The organism is Bifidobacterium eulemuris (assembly GCF_014898155.1).
Classification (GTDB): domain Bacteria; phylum Actinomycetota; class Actinomycetes; order Actinomycetales; family Bifidobacteriaceae; genus Bifidobacterium; species Bifidobacterium eulemuris.
This window is the reverse complement of the sequence record NZ_CP062938.1, coordinates 1,836,783-1,854,824: the sequence shown is the minus strand read 5'-3', so window position 1 is coordinate 1,854,824 and position 18,042 is coordinate 1,836,783. Positions and strand designations below refer to the sequence as shown.

Annotated in this window: 12 protein-coding genes; 2 read left to right on the top strand and 10 right to left on the bottom strand. The window is 60.4% G+C overall.

The features are described 5' to 3' along the window. Positions 1–12: 12 nt before the first annotated feature. Together BE0216_RS07885 and BE0216_RS07880 are read right to left on the bottom strand one after the other, a co-directional pair. Entirely contained in the window at positions 13–852 is an 840-nt protein-coding gene (locus BE0216_RS07885; RefSeq protein WP_094637783.1) for a hypothetical protein, read from the bottom strand. Positions 853–1,381: 529 nt separating this feature from the next. Next, positions 1,382–2,656 carry an integrase catalytic domain-containing protein gene (locus BE0216_RS07880; protein ID WP_226805655.1) on the bottom strand — a complete coding sequence of 425 codons (1,275 nt, stop codon included), beginning with the start codon at positions 2,654–2,656 and terminating at the stop codon, positions 1,382–1,384. A 173-nt stretch (positions 2,657–2,829) separates the two neighbouring features. Here BE0216_RS07880 and dcd point away from each other — a divergent pair, with 173 nt between their 5' ends. Further along, complete coding sequence (gene dcd, locus BE0216_RS07875) at positions 2,830–3,411, top strand: dCTP deaminase (protein ID WP_094637658.1); 582 nt, start codon at positions 2,830–2,832, stop codon at positions 3,409–3,411. Positions 3,412–3,683: 272 nt separating this feature from the next. On the opposite strand, the gene BE0216_RS07870 is transcribed toward dcd, so the two are convergent. The 6 genes from BE0216_RS07870 to BE0216_RS07845 all read right to left on the bottom strand — a co-directional run bounded on the left by BE0216_RS07870 (position 3,684) and on the right by BE0216_RS07845 (position 13,776). Continuing rightward, complete coding sequence (locus BE0216_RS07870; RefSeq protein ID WP_094637659.1) at positions 3,684–6,677, bottom strand: cation-translocating P-type ATPase; 2,994 nt, start codon at positions 6,675–6,677, stop codon at positions 3,684–3,686. A 277-nt stretch (positions 6,678–6,954) separates the two neighbouring features. Then, on the bottom strand, positions 6,955–7,593 hold the full coding sequence (locus BE0216_RS07865) for a YesL family protein (protein ID WP_094637660.1): 639 nt from the start codon (positions 7,591–7,593) through the stop codon (positions 6,955–6,957). Positions 7,594–7,699: 106 nt separating this feature from the next. Beyond that, on the bottom strand, positions 7,700–8,650 hold the full coding sequence (locus BE0216_RS07860) for a carbohydrate ABC transporter permease (RefSeq protein WP_094637673.1): 951 nt from the start codon (positions 8,648–8,650) through the stop codon (positions 7,700–7,702). A gap of 76 nt (positions 8,651–8,726) precedes the next feature. Next, the gene (locus BE0216_RS07855) at positions 8,727–9,644 is read right to left on the bottom strand and encodes an ABC transporter permease (RefSeq protein WP_226805821.1); all 918 of its coding nucleotides are present in this window, start codon (positions 9,642–9,644) and stop codon (positions 8,727–8,729) included. Between the two features lie 251 nt (positions 9,645–9,895). After that, the gene (locus BE0216_RS07850) at positions 9,896–11,377 is read right to left on the bottom strand and encodes an extracellular solute-binding protein (protein ID WP_226805741.1); all 1,482 of its coding nucleotides are present in this window, start codon (positions 11,375–11,377) and stop codon (positions 9,896–9,898) included. A 545-nt stretch (positions 11,378–11,922) separates the two neighbouring features. Beyond that, positions 11,923–13,776 (bottom strand): beta-L-arabinofuranosidase domain-containing protein, encoded by a 1,854-nt coding sequence (locus BE0216_RS07845; RefSeq protein ID WP_094637662.1) that lies wholly within the window; start codon positions 13,774–13,776, stop codon positions 11,923–11,925. Between the two features lie 279 nt (positions 13,777–14,055). On the opposite strand from BE0216_RS07845, the gene rlmB reads away from it, so the two are divergent. After that, entirely contained in the window at positions 14,056–15,048 is a 993-nt protein-coding gene (rlmB, locus tag BE0216_RS07840) for a 23S rRNA (guanosine(2251)-2'-O)-methyltransferase RlmB (protein WP_094637663.1), read from the top strand. Positions 15,049–15,204: 156 nt separating this feature from the next. Here the strand turns inward: rlmB and BE0216_RS07835 are convergent, their stop codons facing one another. Together BE0216_RS07835 and BE0216_RS07830 are read right to left on the bottom strand one after the other, a co-directional pair. Then, the gene (locus BE0216_RS07835; RefSeq protein WP_404801829.1) at positions 15,205–16,620 is read right to left on the bottom strand and encodes a DUF4032 domain-containing protein; all 1,416 of its coding nucleotides are present in this window, start codon (positions 16,618–16,620) and stop codon (positions 15,205–15,207) included. Between the two features lie 150 nt (positions 16,621–16,770). After that, positions 16,771–17,898: an ABC transporter ATP-binding protein gene (locus BE0216_RS07830; RefSeq protein ID WP_072727017.1), complete on the bottom strand. Its 1,128-nt coding sequence runs from the start codon at positions 17,896–17,898 to the stop codon at positions 16,771–16,773. Between the last annotated feature and the right edge of the window lie 144 nt (positions 17,899–18,042).

Genomic DNA, 18,042 nt, shown 5'->3' with positions numbered 1-18,042 from the left:
ATTCGCTACTCATCATTCTGTAGCGGCGGCGGACACCACCGCCGGTTCCAGCGAGCCGCCCCACAATTGCTGCAGCGCTTCCATCTGCGCCGCGTCGCCAAACGCCACCCACTGGGCGCCGCTGAGCAGGCGCCAGTCGCCTTGCGTGCGCTCGTCGTCGGCGTATTGCGCCAGCAAATCAGCGACCCTTGTTTTCAGCAAAGCCTTCGACATCGCGGCGGAGGTCTCCGTGTCGAAGGACACGAACGCCACCCGCGTATCGGCGCACATTTCGATGGTGGTGATGCCGGGATAGCCGCCCGCATCCAGACCGTTCCAACCGGATTCGCAAGTTCCGGCGGCTTGTTCGATGCCGGCTTCCATCTGGCCGTTGCTCGTGATCGGCGCCTCATCGCGCAACCGCGGCTGGATCAGTCCCTGCGGGAACAGCACGCCGACCGATATGCCCAGAATCAGCAGCAGCACCGACAGCACCAGCGTGATGATGCCGGCCGCCGCAACGCCATGGTGGCTTGCCCGACGAGGCAGCGCCTTTCGCGCCGCGATGACCAGTACTACGGTGAGCGCGACCAGCACCGCCGCTGATAAGGCGATGTATCGGCCGGGCACCACGCCGCCGGGGTCGATGATATTCGGCGCGAGTTCGTGCGCGGCGGAGGCGGCACCGACGGCGATGGCGAGAACGCCGGTGCACGCCGCGAAACGTCCGAGAAGCTTCGAACGCGAAGCACTCGCCCGTATTGTTCTTACGCTGTAGCCACTGCTGTGGGCACTCCGTGTGCCGCGCAGTTTCTGAGTACCGACGGCGCGGTTTTCGTCGTCATCGTCGAAAAACCCGAAATCGTCTCCCATCGAGCCCCCTTGGTCTATGCCGTTTCCACCAGTGTAGTCCCCGGCCACCGTGTATGAGCGTTGCCTACGCGGGAAAGCGCACGGGCTCGGCAAAAAAGAACCCCGGCGGGGGAGCCGCCGGGGAGAGAAAGGAGAGAGAAGAAGAAAGGGGTTCAATTGTCGGGAACTGCTGCGGTTCCTGGTCAACTTGTGCTGACAGTTATAGATAACCATGCCATCCTGTGCCTAGTGATAATTTTGTCTGGGAATAACCTGAAAGTCACTGACCAAACGCGGAAAACGGCTGCGTAGCGCGTGCGATCGCGGTTCCATGGGGCCGCACGGAAGATGGAGCCAGCGTGGCGGCACTGGCCGGAGGGGCCCGTAATCGCAAACGGGAGACGGGGCTGAGACGACAGGAATCTCGACCTCCGCCACCGCGGAAAACGGCGGCTTCCTCATTAAGGGGAACGAGGTTCGTCATTAATAAGTGAGCGCGTAATCGTTGTTCGTTTGTCGTAATGGGTGAGCGCGAAACGGTGCCTGCGATCTATTTGTCGTTTTGTCCGGCGTCGGCGCGCATGCGTTCGATCGCCTTTCCCAAGTATCCCATGTCCAGGCCGGCGCGGCGGGCCATCGCCTCGGTGCGGTCCCGGCTGACGCGTTCGAGTTCGTCCTGGATGACGGCGATCTCGCGGTTGAGGCGGGCGGGGTTGGTGGCGGCGATGATCCCCTCGATGCGGCGGCGGGCGTCGTCGACGACGTATCCGCCGCCCCCGGCGGCGCGGTCGGCGGCGTCGTGCTCCAGCACGCGCGCCCACGGGGTGCGGGGCTCGTCGTACACGGTCTTCCTGCGCCCGTCGCGCCCCTGGTCGACGCGCACGGGCTTGCGGGTGGGCGTGAACAGGTTCAGCAGCACGTAGGTCTTCGCCCACAGCCGGTTGAGCAGCTCGCGCTGCTGCGCGGTGTCGTAGCGCCAGTGGAACGCGTATTTCCTGACGACGTGGTTGTTGCGCGACTCGACGGTGGCCTGGTCGTTCTTCCTGTACGGGCGGCTGCGGGTCTGTTCGATGTCCTGTTCGAGCAGCCAGTCGACGAGCTCGTCGTTGATGAACTCGACGCCGTTGTCGGAGTCGAAGCAGGTGACGGGAAACGGGAAGAGCGGCAGGGCGGTGGCGACCGCTGCCTTGATGTTGGATTTGGCATTGTTGCGGGCGGTGACGTTCACGGTCCAGTTCGTCGCGTAGTCCACCATCGTCAGGGTGCGGGCGAACTCGCCCTTCATGCTGGGCCCGCAGTGGGCCACGGTGTCTGCCTCGGCCAGGCCGGGAACGCGGATTGTCTCGTCGGTGCATTTGCGGATCCTGATCGAGTTGCGCATGTGCTCCGCGGCCGGCCGGGTCAGCGACGCGCCCTTCGGCATGGCGGCCTGTTTGAGCGGTCTGAGCCGCCGGTCGATGGTCGACGGACTCATCGCCAGCACCTGGTCCAGCGCGTCGCCGTCGATGCCGTCGAGCTCGCCGTTCGCCAGGAGCGCGGGAATCCACTGGTCGAACATGGCCTTCATGTACGGGCCGCACGGCATGCCCATGAGCAGCCACAGGCGCTCCAGCAGCCGCTGCGCGCCCGCGTCGTACTTCGGCCGCCTGCCCCGCGCCGCGCCTTTCACGGGTTTCTCCCTCTCCGCCTGCGTGAGCAGCCGCCGGGCGGTGGACCTGCCCATCCCGACGGCCTCGAGGCGGTCGAGGATCTCGCCCTTCTGTTTCTTGTCGCCCTTGGCGTACTCCGCCTTGAACCTGTTCGTCAGCCGTTTTCTCGTGGCCATGTCCAGTCTGCCTTCCATAAGGCAAGCATCCCCGCGAACGACGCGGGCCGCGCGGGATTTCGCGCTCATTATTTATGACGAACGGAATCCAATTTCGCGCTCAAACATTACGACGAACGTCGGGAATTTGGCATTAGACTGGCTTGTAGTTAAAACACATACGAGGAGTTGTTATGCTGCTGTCCGACCGCGATATTCTGGCCGCGCAGGCCGAAGGCCATATCTCGCTCGACCCGTGGACCCCTGAAATGGTGCAGCCCGCGTCCATCGACGTGCGTCTTGACCGCTTCTTCCGACTGTTCAACAATCACGCCTACACCTACGTCGATCCGGCGGAGAACCAGGGCGCGCTCACCGAACAGTTCGAAGTGGCGCCGGACGAGCCGTGGATCCTGCATCCGGGCGAGTTCGCGTTGGGCGCCACGTGGGAATACGTGAAGCTCGATCCGACCATCGCCGCGCGTCTTGAGGGCAAAAGCTCGCTGGGCCGCCTCGGCATCCTCACCCATTCGACCGCGGGATTCATCGACCCCGGTTTCGAGGGGCATATCACGTTGGAGCTGAGCAATGTGTCGACGTTGCCGGTCAAGCTGTGGCCCGGCATGAAAATCGGCCAGATGTGCTTCTTCCAGCTCAGCTCACCCGCCGAGCATCCCTACGGCTCGCGGGAAACCGGCTCGCATTATCAGGGCCAGCGCGGCCCGACGCCCAGCCGCTCCTACGAGAACTTCTACCGCGCGCAGATCAACGACTGACGCGGCGTTCCACGAAGAAGCCCCATCCCGTTCTGTCAATGGGATGGGGCTTCTTCGTTCTGAGCGGAGGGTTCTCTGCTCGTCATCCTGAGCGAAGCGGAGCCTCTCACCCGTCATCCTGAGCGAAGCGGAGCGGAGTCGAAGGATTCCTTGGCGAATAACGATAAGAGATCCTTCGACTCCGCACTCCGTGCTCCGCTCAGGATGACGAGAGGAGAGCGCTGCGCCCGTCAGGATGACGAGCACGTCCGCCTATCAGAGTGACGGGAGGGTTAACGCTTCGCGATCGCGCGCAGCACAACCTTGCGCAGTTCGGAGGCGATGAGCACGATCGCGGCGAGGCCGATGCATTCGAGCCAGGCCATCGCGCTCAACGGCGTGGTGCCGAAGGCCGAGTTGAGGAACGGCACGTAGATCACCACAAGCTGCAGCACGATGGACAGGCCGATCGCGCCCCACAGCCACTTGTTCGAGAACAGGCCGACGAATGCGGACTGCAGGTGCGAACGCGAGGCGATCGCGTTGAACAGCTGGGCGAACACGAGAATCGTGAAGCCCATGGTGCGGGCCTCCACCATCTGCGCGTCATGGCCGAGCGCGCTTACGGAACGGTCGGTGAACAGGCCACCGGAGAGGTGCATGTCCATGCCGATCAGCGTGACGACCGCCATGATCAGACCGATGTAGATGATGTCGCCCCACATGGAGGCATCGATCACACGGTCGGTGAGCTTGCGCGGCTTGCGGTTCATCACGTCTTCGGTCTGCGGATCGACGCCCATCGCGAGCGCGGGGGCCGCGTCGGTGAGCAGGTTGATCCACAGCAGCTGCGTGGCGAGCAGCGGCACGGTGACGCCCTGCGTCTCGGGCTGGGTGATGCCGAGGAAGCCGGCGAACACCACGCCGAAGAACACGGTGAACACCTCGCCCACGTTGGAGCTCAGCAGGTAGCGCAGGAACTTGCGGATGTTGTCGAAGATCACGCGGCCTTCGCGCACGGCGGCCACGATGGTGGAGAAGTTGTCGTCCGCGAGGATCATCTTGGCGCTTTGCTTGGTGACCTCGGTGCCGGTGATGCCCATGGCCACGCCGATGTCGGCGGTTTTCACGGCCGGAGCGTCGTTGACGCCGTCGCCGGTCATGGCCACGATATTGCCCTGACGCTGCAGCGACTCGACGATCTTCAGCTTGTGCTCGGGCGCCACGCGCGCGTAGACGGAGACTTCGGAGGTGGCCTTGTCGAGCGCGGCCTCGTCGGTCAGCTGGTCGAGCTGGTCGCCGGTGAGCGCCTTGCCGTCCTTCTCGATGATGCCCAGATCGGAGGCGATGCGGGCGGCGGTGAGCGGGTGGTCGCCGGTGATCATCACGGCGCGGATGCCGGCGCGATGCGCCTCGGCCACCGAATCGCGCACTTCGGTGCGCGGCGGATCGATGATGCCCACCATGCCCGTCCAGATCAGGTCGGTTTCGATGGCGTCGGACTGTTCCGCGATGTCGGAGATCTGCCCGGCGGCGTTGGACTTGATGCCGGGGACTTCGCTCAGGTTCGCGACGCCCAGCGGCCGGTACGCCTGGCCCAGCGTGCGGTAGGCCTCGCTGGAGAGGCGTTCGACGGTGGCGAGGATGTCCTGACGGTCGCCATCGGTGAGCGGACGGACCGCGTCGCCCACGGCGATACGCGAGCAGTAGCCGAGCAGCACGTCGGGAGCGCCCTTGGAGAATACGGTGAGGCTGCCGCCCTCCGCATTGTCTTTGGCGATGATCGACATGCGCTTGCGCTCCGAGGTGAACGGCACTTCGGCCACGCGCTGGAATTGCGCATAGGCCTTGTCGGCGTGGGTTTTGCGGGCGGCGACGATCAGCGAAACCTCGGTCGGATCACCGACGATCTCCCACTTGCCGTTCTCCTGGCGCAGGTCGCCGTCGTTCGCGAGCGCGCCGACGCCCAGAGTGGCGAGCGCTTCGGACTTCAGCGCGGGCTGGTCGGCCAGCGACGAGCCGTCCGCGCCGACCATCTTGCCTTCCGGCGTGTAGCCGGTGCCGGTGATCTCCACTTCGCCGCTGGGGGTGACCACGCGTTCGATGGTCATCTCGTTGCGGGTGAGGGTGCCGGTTTTATCGGAGCAGATCACGGAGGCGGAGCCGAGGGTTTCGACCGAATGCAGCTTCTTGACGATGGCGTTGTGCATGGCCATGCGCTGCACGCCAAGCGCGAGCACCACGGTCAGGATGGCGGCGAGGCCTTCGGGCACGGCGGCCACGGCCAGCGACACGGCGAGCAGCAGCGAGTCGATCACGTCGTGGATGTCGTTGAAGCCTTCCAGAAGGGCGAGCGCCGCGAGCACGATCACCGCGATCACGCATACGGCGATGCCCAGGATCTTGGAGACGTAGTCCATCTCCTTCTGCAGCGGGGTTTTCTCGTCTTCGGTGGCGGAGAGCATGTCGGCGATTTTGCCGACCTGCGTGTTCATGCCGGTGCCGGTGACGATGGCGCGGCCGGTGCCTTGGGTCACGGAGGTGCCGTTGAAGATCATGTTGGAGCGGTCGCCGAGCGCCTTGGCTTCGGCGAGGGTGTCGGGCTTCTTGCCCACGGGCACGCTCTCACCGGTCAGGCTCGCCTCCGCGATGCGCAGGGACGCCGCGGCGAAGAGTCGGCCGTCGGCGGAGACGGAGTCGCCTTCGCCGAGCACGATCACGTCGCCCGGCACCACTTCGGAGGTGTTGATGCGCACGACTTTGCCGTCGCGCAGCACCGAAGTCTGGGGCGCGGTCATCTGGGCGAGCGCCTCGACGGCCTGTTCGGCGCGGGCCTCCTGGATATAGCCGAGCACCGCGTTGACGATGAGGATCAGCACGATAACGATGGCGTCGAAGGGCAGCGCTTCGCCGCCTTCCGCGCCGGGCACCGCGTTGGCGCGTTCGATGAACCATGCGATCACGGAGATCACGGTGGCGGCGAGCAGCAGGTAGACCAGCGGGTCTTGGAACTGCTGGAGGAACTTCTTCCACTTGGGCACGGGGGGCGCGCCCGCGAGCTCGTTGGGGCCGAACTGTTCGAGTCGGCGTTTCGCTTCGGCCGAGCTCAGGCCGGTGTTCGGGTCGACGCCAAGCGCTTCGGCCACTTCGGCCGCGTCGGTCAGGCTTGGATCTGCGTCATGGAGCAGCGCCGACTGGGCCGCGTTCGGGCCGTCGGCGAGGTCGCTCGCGGAATTCGGCGTGGCGCCGTTCACAGGTTTGGATTGATCGGCGTTCTGATCAACCATATTCTCTCCTTGGGAATGCCGCGGAGTAGTCAGCCTTCGCGCCGGCGCGGCGGCGATGTGGTCGCCATTGCCTATGGCGTCCATCGCACGCCCTCGACGATGCGGCAAGACTGCGCGGTTGCGGGCATCGGGGCAAGCCGCGCCCGATGCATACGATTGCCATTATTCCACAGACCCCTTCCCGCAGGGCGTAACGACGGTGTCTAATACCCGCAAATCGGGCGGTTCGCGACCAGTCGCCGCATTTGCGCATAGCATGACGCGCACGTACGTCCGGCTACGTGTTGCGATCGGGCGCAAATCCCGGCAGCTTACCGTACTGCCATACGGCCCATGATGCGACGGCGACAGGAATGGACCAACCGAATGTCATTAGCAGTCCCGGCCACTGCCAATAAGCCGCCAACGCCGCCAACTCACCGCATGCCAGCACCAGAGTCATCACGGGCCGCGCGATGATCATCTGAATCGCCATACGCACAATCCAGATCAACGATTCATTGAAATGGGCATGCAGCACCCACGACACGACGGTCGCCAGCAGCAGGAATACCATCAGAAAAAACAGTATCCCCGCCACGAACGTACCGAACACGGTGGTCACGTGACAGTTGACCACCCAATAATCAAACAGCAATAGACCCCATACCGCGCACTCGGCCCACCCCAATGCGTTGGCGCGACCTAACTCGGAACGCCACAGACCATGGAATAGCAACCATGTTTCTTTGATTGTCCATGTGCGGTCGTCGGCGAGCGCCCAACGGCGAAACACACCGGCCGTGGCCGCAAGAGACGGGAACAAACCGACGACCACGACCCCCAGCAGCGTGTGGGCAATGGATGCCACAAACGTGATGAAAACAACCAACACCAGCCGGGCGGCAGTGACATACCTGATGGCAAATGACGACATAACGGACCTCTCTTGGCGTGCGGATCGGACCACATATGATGATCGGTGGAGAACCGCAAGAAAGTAAGGAGAAAAAACGGCTCTCCACCGATCACATCAACAATGATCAGCCCTTGATGGCACCGATCATCACACCCTTGTTGAAGTACTTCTGGATGAACGGATAAATCACCAGAAGCGGCAGGGTGGAGGCGATGATCACGCCATACTTGATCTGATCCGCGAGCTCCTGGCCGTATCCCGCACCCGCGGTGGATCCGGACCCACCGGCGAAAGCGCTATTGGCCAACAGGATGTCGCGCAGCACCATCTGCAGCGGCTGCTTGTCATAGGTATTGATGTAGATCAAGCCTGTGAAGAAGTCGTTCCAATGCTGCACCAGATAGTACAAGCCGATCACCGCGACGATGGCGGAGCTCAACGGCAACACGATTTTGAGGAAATATCTGAAGTATCCCAGGCCGTCGATTTGGGCCGCGTCATGTAGCTCCTCAGGTATGGAGGTCTCGAAGAACGAGCGGGCGATGATCAGATTGTACACATTGACCGCTGATGGAATCACGAAGACCAACCAGTTATCAATCAGCCCCAACTGCTTGTACAGCAGGTACGTGGGAATCAGACCACCGTTGACGAACATGGTGATGGTGAAAAACAGCATCACCAGGCGACGACCATGGAATTCGTGTCGACTCAACGCGAATGCTGCAGGCAGCGTCACCACAAGGTTGATCAGCGTGCCGACGAGCGAATACACGATGGTGTTCATGTAGCCGTTCCAAATGCGATCATCGGCGAAGATCTGTTCATAGCCGTACCACGAAAAACCTTTGGGCACGATGAAGACCTGACCATTGTTCACCAACGTCTGATTGGAGACGGAGGCGATGATCACGAACCATAGCGGATACATGATGGCCACGATCACGAAGGCGACCAGCAGCCAAATCACAATGTCGACCACCCAATCGGTGGGAGTACGCTGCTCTCGGCGATGCTTGTTCTCGGGGATGTTGGCGCTTCCAGATGCCTGGATCTTGCCGTTGGCGGAACCCATGCCTTTCGCGGCGTTGGGTTGCGGAGTAAATGTGGTAGTGCTCATATCAATCTCACTTTCCTAGATGCCATTCGGATTAGAAGATGCCCGAATTTGACACCTTCCTCGATATCTGGTTCGCGATTACCAGGAACGCGAAATTGATGAGCATGTTGAACAAGCCAATGGCTGTGGAATAACTGAACTGGCTTTGCAGAATGCCTATCTTGTAGGTGTAGGTCGAGATGACCTCAGAAGCATCAAGGTTCAGAGTGTTCTGCATCAGGAATACCTTCTCGAAACCGACATTGAGCACATTGCCCATATTCAGGATCAACAGCACACCACAAGTTGGCATAATCGCCGGTAGATCGACATACCGGATGAGCTGCAGCCGTCCTGCACCATCGATCTTCGCGGCCTCGTACAGCGCGGTGTCCACCGAGCTCAACGCGGCGAGGTAGATGATCGAATTCCAGCCCACATGCTGCCAGACCTCGGTGATCCAGTAGATCGGAGTGAACAGGTTTGGATCGCCCATGAAGTTGTCCGATTGAATACCGATCACTCCAAGCACGCGGGTAAGCACACCAGCATCCGGCTTAAGGAACAGGTTGATCATCGAGACAATGACCACAGTGGAAATGAAATGCGGCAGATAGGTGATGGTCTGAACGAATCCCTTTACCTTGCTTGAACGAATCTGGTTAATCAGAAGCGCCAGAATAATCGGGAAGATGAATCCCATCACCAACGTCCACAGACTGATGCGCACCGTATTCGCCATCAACGTGCCAAACAACGGCGAATCGAAGAATTGTTTGAAATATTTGAGACCAACCCATTCTCCACCAGTCAGTCCCTTGGTGAAATCGAATTCTCGGAACGCCAGCTGGATTCCATACATCGGTCCGTAGTTGAAGATGGCGACAAATACTATAGCGGGAAGCGCCATCGCCCATAGCTGCCAATATCGTTTTACAGTACCGATGAAACCAAGCTTGCGCGGTGCCATCTGCGTCTGCAATACGGCGGCACGCTTCTCTTTCGCCTTTCGTTCCGCACGCTTTGCACGTGAGGACGTGCGAGCGGATTGAGTGGCTACACTCATGGTTATTCCCCTTGCATTGAGCATCATTGCTTCGATAGGATGCGCCGCGCTTGGCAGGACATCTGCCAAGCGCTAGACGCATCCATAACCGCCACCGGAATCATTCTTCCGGCGGCCTGACAGCCGGATCGATAAATCGACTCGGCCTAGCGCCATTACTCCGCCATATACGCGTCGTAGGCTTTCTGGTACAGTTCGATGTTCTCATCGATATTGGCGTCCTTGAGCGTCTGAACATAGTCATCCCACTCATCCTCGACGCCGCCCTTGGTGACCCAGCTTGAGAACTTGGTCATGGCAGTGTTCAGAATCGTGGTGTTGTTCAGCTGGATCGTCTTAAGATCATCCGAGGACAGCTGAAGGAACGCCGGCATGATGTCGTTTTCCGTATCAACGGCATCGAACGCAGACTGCATGGGCACCTCATCCTCTTGAACCTCAATCAGGTCCGCGGGGTACTCGATCTCCGAGTCGGGGCGAATCCAACCCGGGGAATCGTCAGCCAAGGTCTCGGTCCACTTCCACGTAGAGGAGTCCTTGCTGGAATCAGCAGGATCAAGCACCTTGTAGGAGTGATCACCAGTCTTCTCCACGTCGACCCCCAGATCACCCCACAGCAGCTCGACAGACATGTCCTCTCCATAGAACGCATTAGCCACCTTAAGCGCGGCCTCTTTGTTCTTGGTGGTAGCGGAGACCACCAACGCGATAGTGTTGTACGACAGAGAATCCGCAAGGTATTCGCCAACGACGGGCTCCGTCTGATCGGCGGAGGCCTTCAACGGACCGACAGCCACATACTGGTCCGCAAGCTCAGCACCAAACCGGTCGGAGGCAGTCCAACCCCAAGTCACACCCACCTTGGCGGTATCACCATCACCACGCGCGGTCGACTGGGCAGTGGAGTAATCGTGGGTGAAGGCTTCCTTGTTGATCAGGCCAGCGCTCCACAGCTTGTTGAGATATTCGATGACTTCCTTGTATCGCTCGTCAGTAAAGAAATTCTGCACTTCGTTGTCGTCAACAAAATATCCGGTGCCTGACTTATTGCTCAGGGTTAAGCCTAGGCTGCCCAGTAGCAAATGCGGCTCATAGTTGCCGAATCCATCGGTGCTGGGTGCGTGGAAATCGAATGGAATCTCATCGGCCTCACCGTTGCCGTTGGGGTCCTGTTCTTTGAAGGCCACCAGAACATCGTAGAGTTCGTCCCACGTGGTGGGCATATCCATACCGACCGCGTCCAGCCATTGCTGGTTGATGTACAGGTGGCTGACGGTAGTGGGCCACCCTTTCTTGACCGATGGAAGGATATGAATCGAGCCGTCCGTTTCGGTAACGATCTTCTTTGACGTCGGATCAGTCTCAAACATCTCCTTGACATTCGGCATCGCATCAAGATCATCAGACAGATCCTCGAACAACGAACCGTATGTGGCGATGTCGGTCATGTCGATGCCCTTGAGAATCAAGTCGGGGACATCGCCAGACGCAAGCATAGCCTGCTTCTTCTGATCCCAGTCCGAGCTGACCTCCTGCCATTCGATGACACAGTCGCATTCCGCTTCAAGATCGCTGACCCAGTTCATCTCCGACATGTTTTTGGTCAGGGAATGCTTGGATACCGCGATGGTCAGCACAGGCTTACCATCCGCAGTGGTCGCGCTGTCGTCGGCCCCACAACCAGCCACACTGACCAGCATCGCAACGGCTGCGCCCGCGGAGATGGCCGCCCTCAACCTTTTAGAGGCAAAAGAGGAAGCCCCCCCCCCTATGGTGCATTTTCTTCATATTGTTACTCCTCACTGAGTCACTTCGTGGCTGTTTGGAACGGCAATCAGCAACCGCGCCTAATGCCACTGTTATTGTTTACCACCCATGCAGACCAGCGACGACGCCATCCGCTCCTTCACGGTCATCATGAGTGATGCGGCCTACGATATATCACTCTTCCGCACCTCGTCAAGCGACAGAATCTCACAAAAGTTAACATTGCATAAACGTTGCACCCCAACAAAGTTAGCGCTCACAATACTTTTCACCCGCTTATGAAATGTTCTCTTTTACCGCTGTAATTTTTTTGGTTTCCGCGTGTCATACGATAGCGTGTCTAACGATGTAAAGAGTCATCGCCCAACGGGACCGCACCCGAGGGCGATGACACTATCCAAACCGGACAGAAGACTCACCCCATATTGGCGCCGCGCGTCACATCCTTCTCCTCGGCATCGTCGCGATAGATGCGGTGGTACATGAAGTACCACCGGTCCTCCGGATACAGGTAATACGGCTCGAAGGTGCGGCATACGAAATCCAATGCCCCCGTATGGCCCGGCAACGTACGGAAAACCATCGACTCACCTTCAACCGGTATGATCCAGCTCTCAGGATGGTCACGATCCCCCACCAACATCGTCATCTCGCTACTGACCAACACGACAGGCCCGTACATCAAAGCCACCAGATTCCTATTCCGCCTGTCCACCGGCACGAAACGCAATCGCCGAGGAAAATCAAGCTCCACCACATCACCCGAACACCACTCGCGTTCAAGATTCAGCCAAGTGTTCGGCGTGGCCTGCACATCGACCACACGACCATTGATTCGCACCACATTATGGCCGTCGGCCCAGTCAGGCACACGGAACCGCAGGGCGAAGACGCCGGGGATATCGGGGGCCACACGGAATCTGGCCACATTATCGCGCGGCCAGTCGGAGAAGTTCTCCACACGCACTCTTCGACCGTCGATCGAACATTCGACGCTCGACGGCAGGTATTGCGAAACGTACAGCGCCGAGCCGTCCGAGTAGTAGAGCATATTCGCATATTCAGCGACATCCTGCGGGAACGTGCCCGAACAGCATTGCCACTGGAAATTCTGCCCCTCACGCTGCAGACGCCGATCAACCGTGGATTTGATGCCTCCATCGGCGAAATAATTCGAGTAGTACAGCAGCTCACCGTTGGGCTTGATATCCGGCTGCCCACCCACACAGTTGAGCAGCACGCGTTCGGCCCAGACGCCGTATTTCGCCTCACCGGTGAACCGCAGCATATAGTTGCAGAATTTGAATACCGCCCAGGAGCAGCAGGACACCTCACAGCTCCCCCAAGCGTCGCTACGAGCCACCCGCTCCCCCGCGAAGTTCACGAAAGTCGGGTCCTCACCGGCCAAATCCCACGGCGACATCAACATGAAGCCCATATACCCGTCACGATCCACGAACAGGTTCTCACCGGGGCCATAACCGCCGGTCGCGTACGTGTGGTTCGCCAACAACTCGTCATAGGCGATGCGCAACACGTCCAAATCGCGCTCATCGCCATCAACCTCATACGCTCGAGCCAGACTTGATAATGCGTTGACATGGCTGTAGGCATGTCGAGCGCCGATTTTCGAGTCGTGCGCACGTAGCTTGTCCCACAGATAGTCGTAGCGCCACTCATCGGCGTAATTTCTGTATTTCTCGTCGCCATACCGCTCGTAGGCCCTGTACAGATTTTCAGGCAGCGTATACCATTCGATTTGCCCCTTCATGCCGGCGTCCTGCAAACCATCACGCGGAATACCTCTGTCGAAGGTGTCGACCGCCTGATCGGTCAGCCGGGAGATGTAATCCTTTACGCGCCCACACCCCATGAACTCATCCATGTCAAGCAATCCGCCGAGCATCTTCTCGTAGTCGTAGGTGCCAAGCCTAAGCAGTTCGGGGTTCTCATCCACAAGCTCAGCCCAGCGTTCGAACAGATCGATGGCTTTGACCCGGAGCCGGAAGTCGCCGGTGACAGCGTGCAATTTGGCGAAAGAGGCGAGCATCTGTCCGCATGTCCCACCCCAGCCAGGCAGCCCATGCGCCTGCGTATGCACATCAGTGCCACGCAACGCGCTTTTGAGAATATCTTCGTCATCCAGCGACAAATACAGCTCAACAACATAGTCCCGCTGTCGTTTCCAATGCCCGTCCGCGAGTGTGACGTTGGCATAGTCGAAGGCATGCAAACTCAAACGAGCCTGACGCTCAATGGTTGTACTCATGAATCACTCCATACAATTGAAAATGTAGGCATAATCGAATACACGCTTCGGATGGCAGCGCGTTGCCCACCGCAGCAAAGCCGACCAGCCACAGCTTTCGGTGCCGTGACCGCTGATTGAGTACAACGTTGCATTAGGTGCGTGAACCATGCTATCCGATTCCAGTTCGACCCGCAACGCAACACTCCACCATCGAGTGAGATATGCGTCTTTCTCGCGCCCACAGCCCACACACAAGCATTCGACTATTTGGGGCGGGGTGCTGGGACAATGGCGGGTATGGCTATGAAAAAAGGACCGACCAAGGGGTCGGGTGGCAAGCATCGCAATGCCCTGAGGGGCCACGGCCCGACGCCCAAGGCTGAGGACCGCGTGTATCACAAGGCGTATTTCGCCAAGAAGGAGGCCGATAAGCGCAAGGCGGCCGATCCGCGTCTCGCGGCCCGTCGCCGCGCCGACAAGTTCGCGGCCGACGCGACCGACCTGGTGTTCGGCCGCAATTCCGTGCTGGAGGCGCTACGTGTGGGCGTGCCGTCGAACACGCTGTACATCCTTTCGCGTCTCGAGCATGACGACCGCACGCGCGAGATCGTGAAGATCGCCAGCGCGAACGGCCTGCATATGCTGGAGGCCGACCGCTTGGAGATGGATCGCATCGCGCGTTCCGGCAACCATCAGGGCGTGATCCTCAAAGTGCAGCCCTACCAGTATTCCTCGCTGGCCGAGCTCGCCGACCGCGCCGAGAAGAAGGCGCGCGCCATGGAGGCGGCGAATTCCGCAGCCGCGCGTATCAAGGCCCGTCCGCTGTTCATCGCGCTTGACGGCGTGACCGATCCGCAGAACCTTGGCGCGGTGATCCGTTCCGCCGCCGCTTTCGGCGCGAACGGCGTGATTCTGCCCGAGCGTCGTTCCGCTTCGGTGACCGCCGCCGCATGGAAGGTGTCGGCCGGCGCGGCCGCGCATCTGCCGGTGGCCCGCGTGGTGAATCTGACCAAGGCGATCGAAAGCCTGCGCGAACGCGGCTACTACACCGTCGGCCTTGACGGCGGCGGCGACAAGCTCGTGGGCGAGACCGGATTCGAGGCTGATCCGCTGGTGATTGTGCTCGGTTCGGAAGGCAAGGGGTTGAGCCGTTTGGTGCGTGAGGCGTGCGACGCCATCGCCGGCATTCCGATCTCCAGCTCGGTGGAATCGCTGAACGCCTCGGTGGCCGCGGGCATCTCGCTGTACGCCGTCGACCGCGCCCGCCGCGAGGCCGCAGCCAATAGCTGAGCGGAACACCTCTCTCTCCTCGTCATCCTGAGTGGAGGGCGAAGCCGAGGCGCAAGGATCTCCAGGCATCCAACGCTATGAGATGCTTCGACTCCGCTGCGCTCCGCTCAGCATGACAGGAAGGGAACAGCGCTCCGCTCAGGATGACGGAGAGCGCTAGTGGCTCCAGACGGCCGCGTCGGGGTCGTCGTCGGGGTTGTAGCCGTCGTCGTCCGGGTCGTTGTAGGTGTATTCGTCGTCCACCACGCCGGAATCGGCCTCTTCATTCAACGCGTCGACGGCCTTCTGGTCGAGCTTGTACTTCGGCAGGGCGGATTCGATATAGCTTTGCACCGCTTCGGCCATCGGCACGTCATGACCGACCTGTTCGGCCAAATACCACCGATGGGTGAGCACCTCGTGGAAGAACTGCGCGGGTTCGATCTGCGAGCGGTATTCACGCGGAATCATACGCGTGGTGGGTTCGAACACCTCACGCATCCAGTCGGTGGCGACGATTTCGATCTCCTCGCCCTCACGCCATGTGGAGGCGCGGTAGGCGTCCAAATCGTTGAGCAGACGGCGGGCCTGGTTCTCCTGCACGTCCAAGCCTGTCAGGCGCAGCAGCTTACGGGAGGCGTAGCCGGCGTCGACCACGCGGGGGCGTACCAGAATGCGCTTGCCATCCTCCGCGGTTTTCATCTCCAGCTCGTCCACGTCGAAGCCGAGCTCGTTAAGCTTGTTGACGCGCTTCTCGATCTTCCACATCTCGTCCGGATTGAACTTGTCAGTGTCGGTGAGCGCGCTCCACAGCGAGTGGTAGCGGTCGACCAAACGGTTGCCCACCTCGATCTCGTCCACATCGCCCGGCAGCAGCTTGCCGGAGCTCAGATCCATCAGTTCGCCGATGATATTCGTGCGGGCCAGATCGATATCGTATTCGCGCTGGCCTTCGGTCAGCGTCATCTGCAAATCGCCGGTTTCGGCGTCCACCAGGAATGCGGAGAACGCGTCGGCGTCACGCAGGAACAGCACGTTCGACAGGCTCACATCGCCCCAGTAGAAGCCGGCGAGATGCAGGCGCACCATCAGCACTGCCAGCGCGTCGATCAGACGCTCGGCGGTGTCGGGGCGCAGGTTGCGCGCGAACAGGGCGCGGTACGGCAGCGAGAACTTCAGATGCTTGGTGACGAGAATCGCCTCCAGCGGCTCGCCTTCCCGATCATGACGGCCGGTGACGACCGCGATCGGCGTGACGCACGGCAGTTCCAGCTTCTCCAAGCGCCGCAGCATCTCATACTCGCGCTCGGCGACCTGACGGGTGATCTCCTTCATGGCGTACACCTCGTCGCCCACGTGTACGAAACGCACGACGTGGCGGGAGATGCCTCGCGGCAGGTTGGCCAGCAGCTCCTGCGGCCAGGTGGCCAGCGGCATATGCCACGGCAGCGTGAACATCTTCGGATTGGAGCTTGCGGCGGTGATCTTCAACGCCTGGGGCTCGACGTTAGTGGCGCTTTCGTCCAGCGCCTGAACTGAAGTTGCTTTGGCTGCGCGCGGATCCAACTGCGACAAATCCATTCCTGATTGCATCATGTGTACCAATCTACCCGACCGCGCGGTCAGAATACACCGGAAAACGAAGAAAAGCCCCGCAGCAACGCGGGGCTTTTCCAACGAGACGGTTAGAGAGGAAGAGAAACGTCTCGTTTAATGGTTGACAGGACTCTCATCCCGCCAAGCTTAGTTCAGACGCAGCTCGGTCGACGGAGCGAAGAGGTGCATCTTGGCCGGATCGATCTTGATCTTGACCGTCGCGCCGACCTTCGGCAGCGCACGCGGGTTCACGCGAACCGTGGTGAGCTTGTTCTGGTCGGACATGAGCTGGGCTTCCTGGGCGGAGGAACCATCGGTGATGATGTTGCCGTAGATGTAGCCGTCGGAACCCAGATCCTCGACGTTGACGACCTTCAGCGAGAACGCGTTCGGATCATCAGCGGCGGCAAGGTCGGCGTCTTCCGGACGGAAGCCGACGACGATCTGGCCGTTGTCCTCGGCGGTCAGCTTGCTGACGGCCTCGGTGGGCAGCTGGACAGTGTCTTCGCCGATCTGCGCCTTGCCGTCGACCACCGGGTGGGTGTTGAGGTTCATCGACGGGGAGCCGATGAAGCCGGCGACGAAGACGTTGGCCGGGCGATCGTACAGCTCGGTCGGAGCGCCGACCTGCTGCAGGATGCCGAGCTTGATGACGGCGATGCGGTCGCCCATCGTCAGAGCCTCGGTCTGGTCGTGGGTAACGTACAGGGTGGTGACACCCAGCTGACGCTGCAGTGCGGCGATCTGAGTACGGGTCTGCACACGGAGCTTCGCGTCGAGGTTCGACAGAGGCTCATCCATGAGGAACACCTTCGGCTCACGCACGATGGCGCGGCCCATGGCCACGCGCTGACGCTGGCCGCCGGACAGAGCCTTCGGCTTGCGGTCGAGGTATTCGGTGAGGTCGAGGATCTCAGCGGCCTTCTCGACGCGCTTGCGGATCTCTTCCTTCGGGGTGCCGGCGATCTTCAGGGCGAAGCCCATGTTGTCGGCGACGGTCATGTGCGGATACAGCGCGTAGTTCTGGAACACCATGGCGATGTCGCGGTCCTTCGGCTGCATGGTGGTGACATCCTTGCCACCGATGAGGATGCGGCCCTTGTTGACCTCTTCGAGGCCAGCCAACATACGCAGCGTGGTGGACTTACCACAACCGGAGGGACCAACCAGGACGAGGAACTCGCCGTCCTTGATTTCAAGATTCAGATCATCCACAGAGGGCTTATCGTTGCCCGGGTAGACGCGAGTGACGTGGTCGAATACGACTTCTGCCATAATATTTCCTTTCATGAGCAGGTACGTGCTCAACGATCCGTAGTAAAAGGGATTTTTACTGTTTCGGTGCTTCAGCGCATTGCCTACCGCCAACTACATCATCAACGGCATGCCGCAAACTTCGGCGTTTACTTGTCGTGGTTC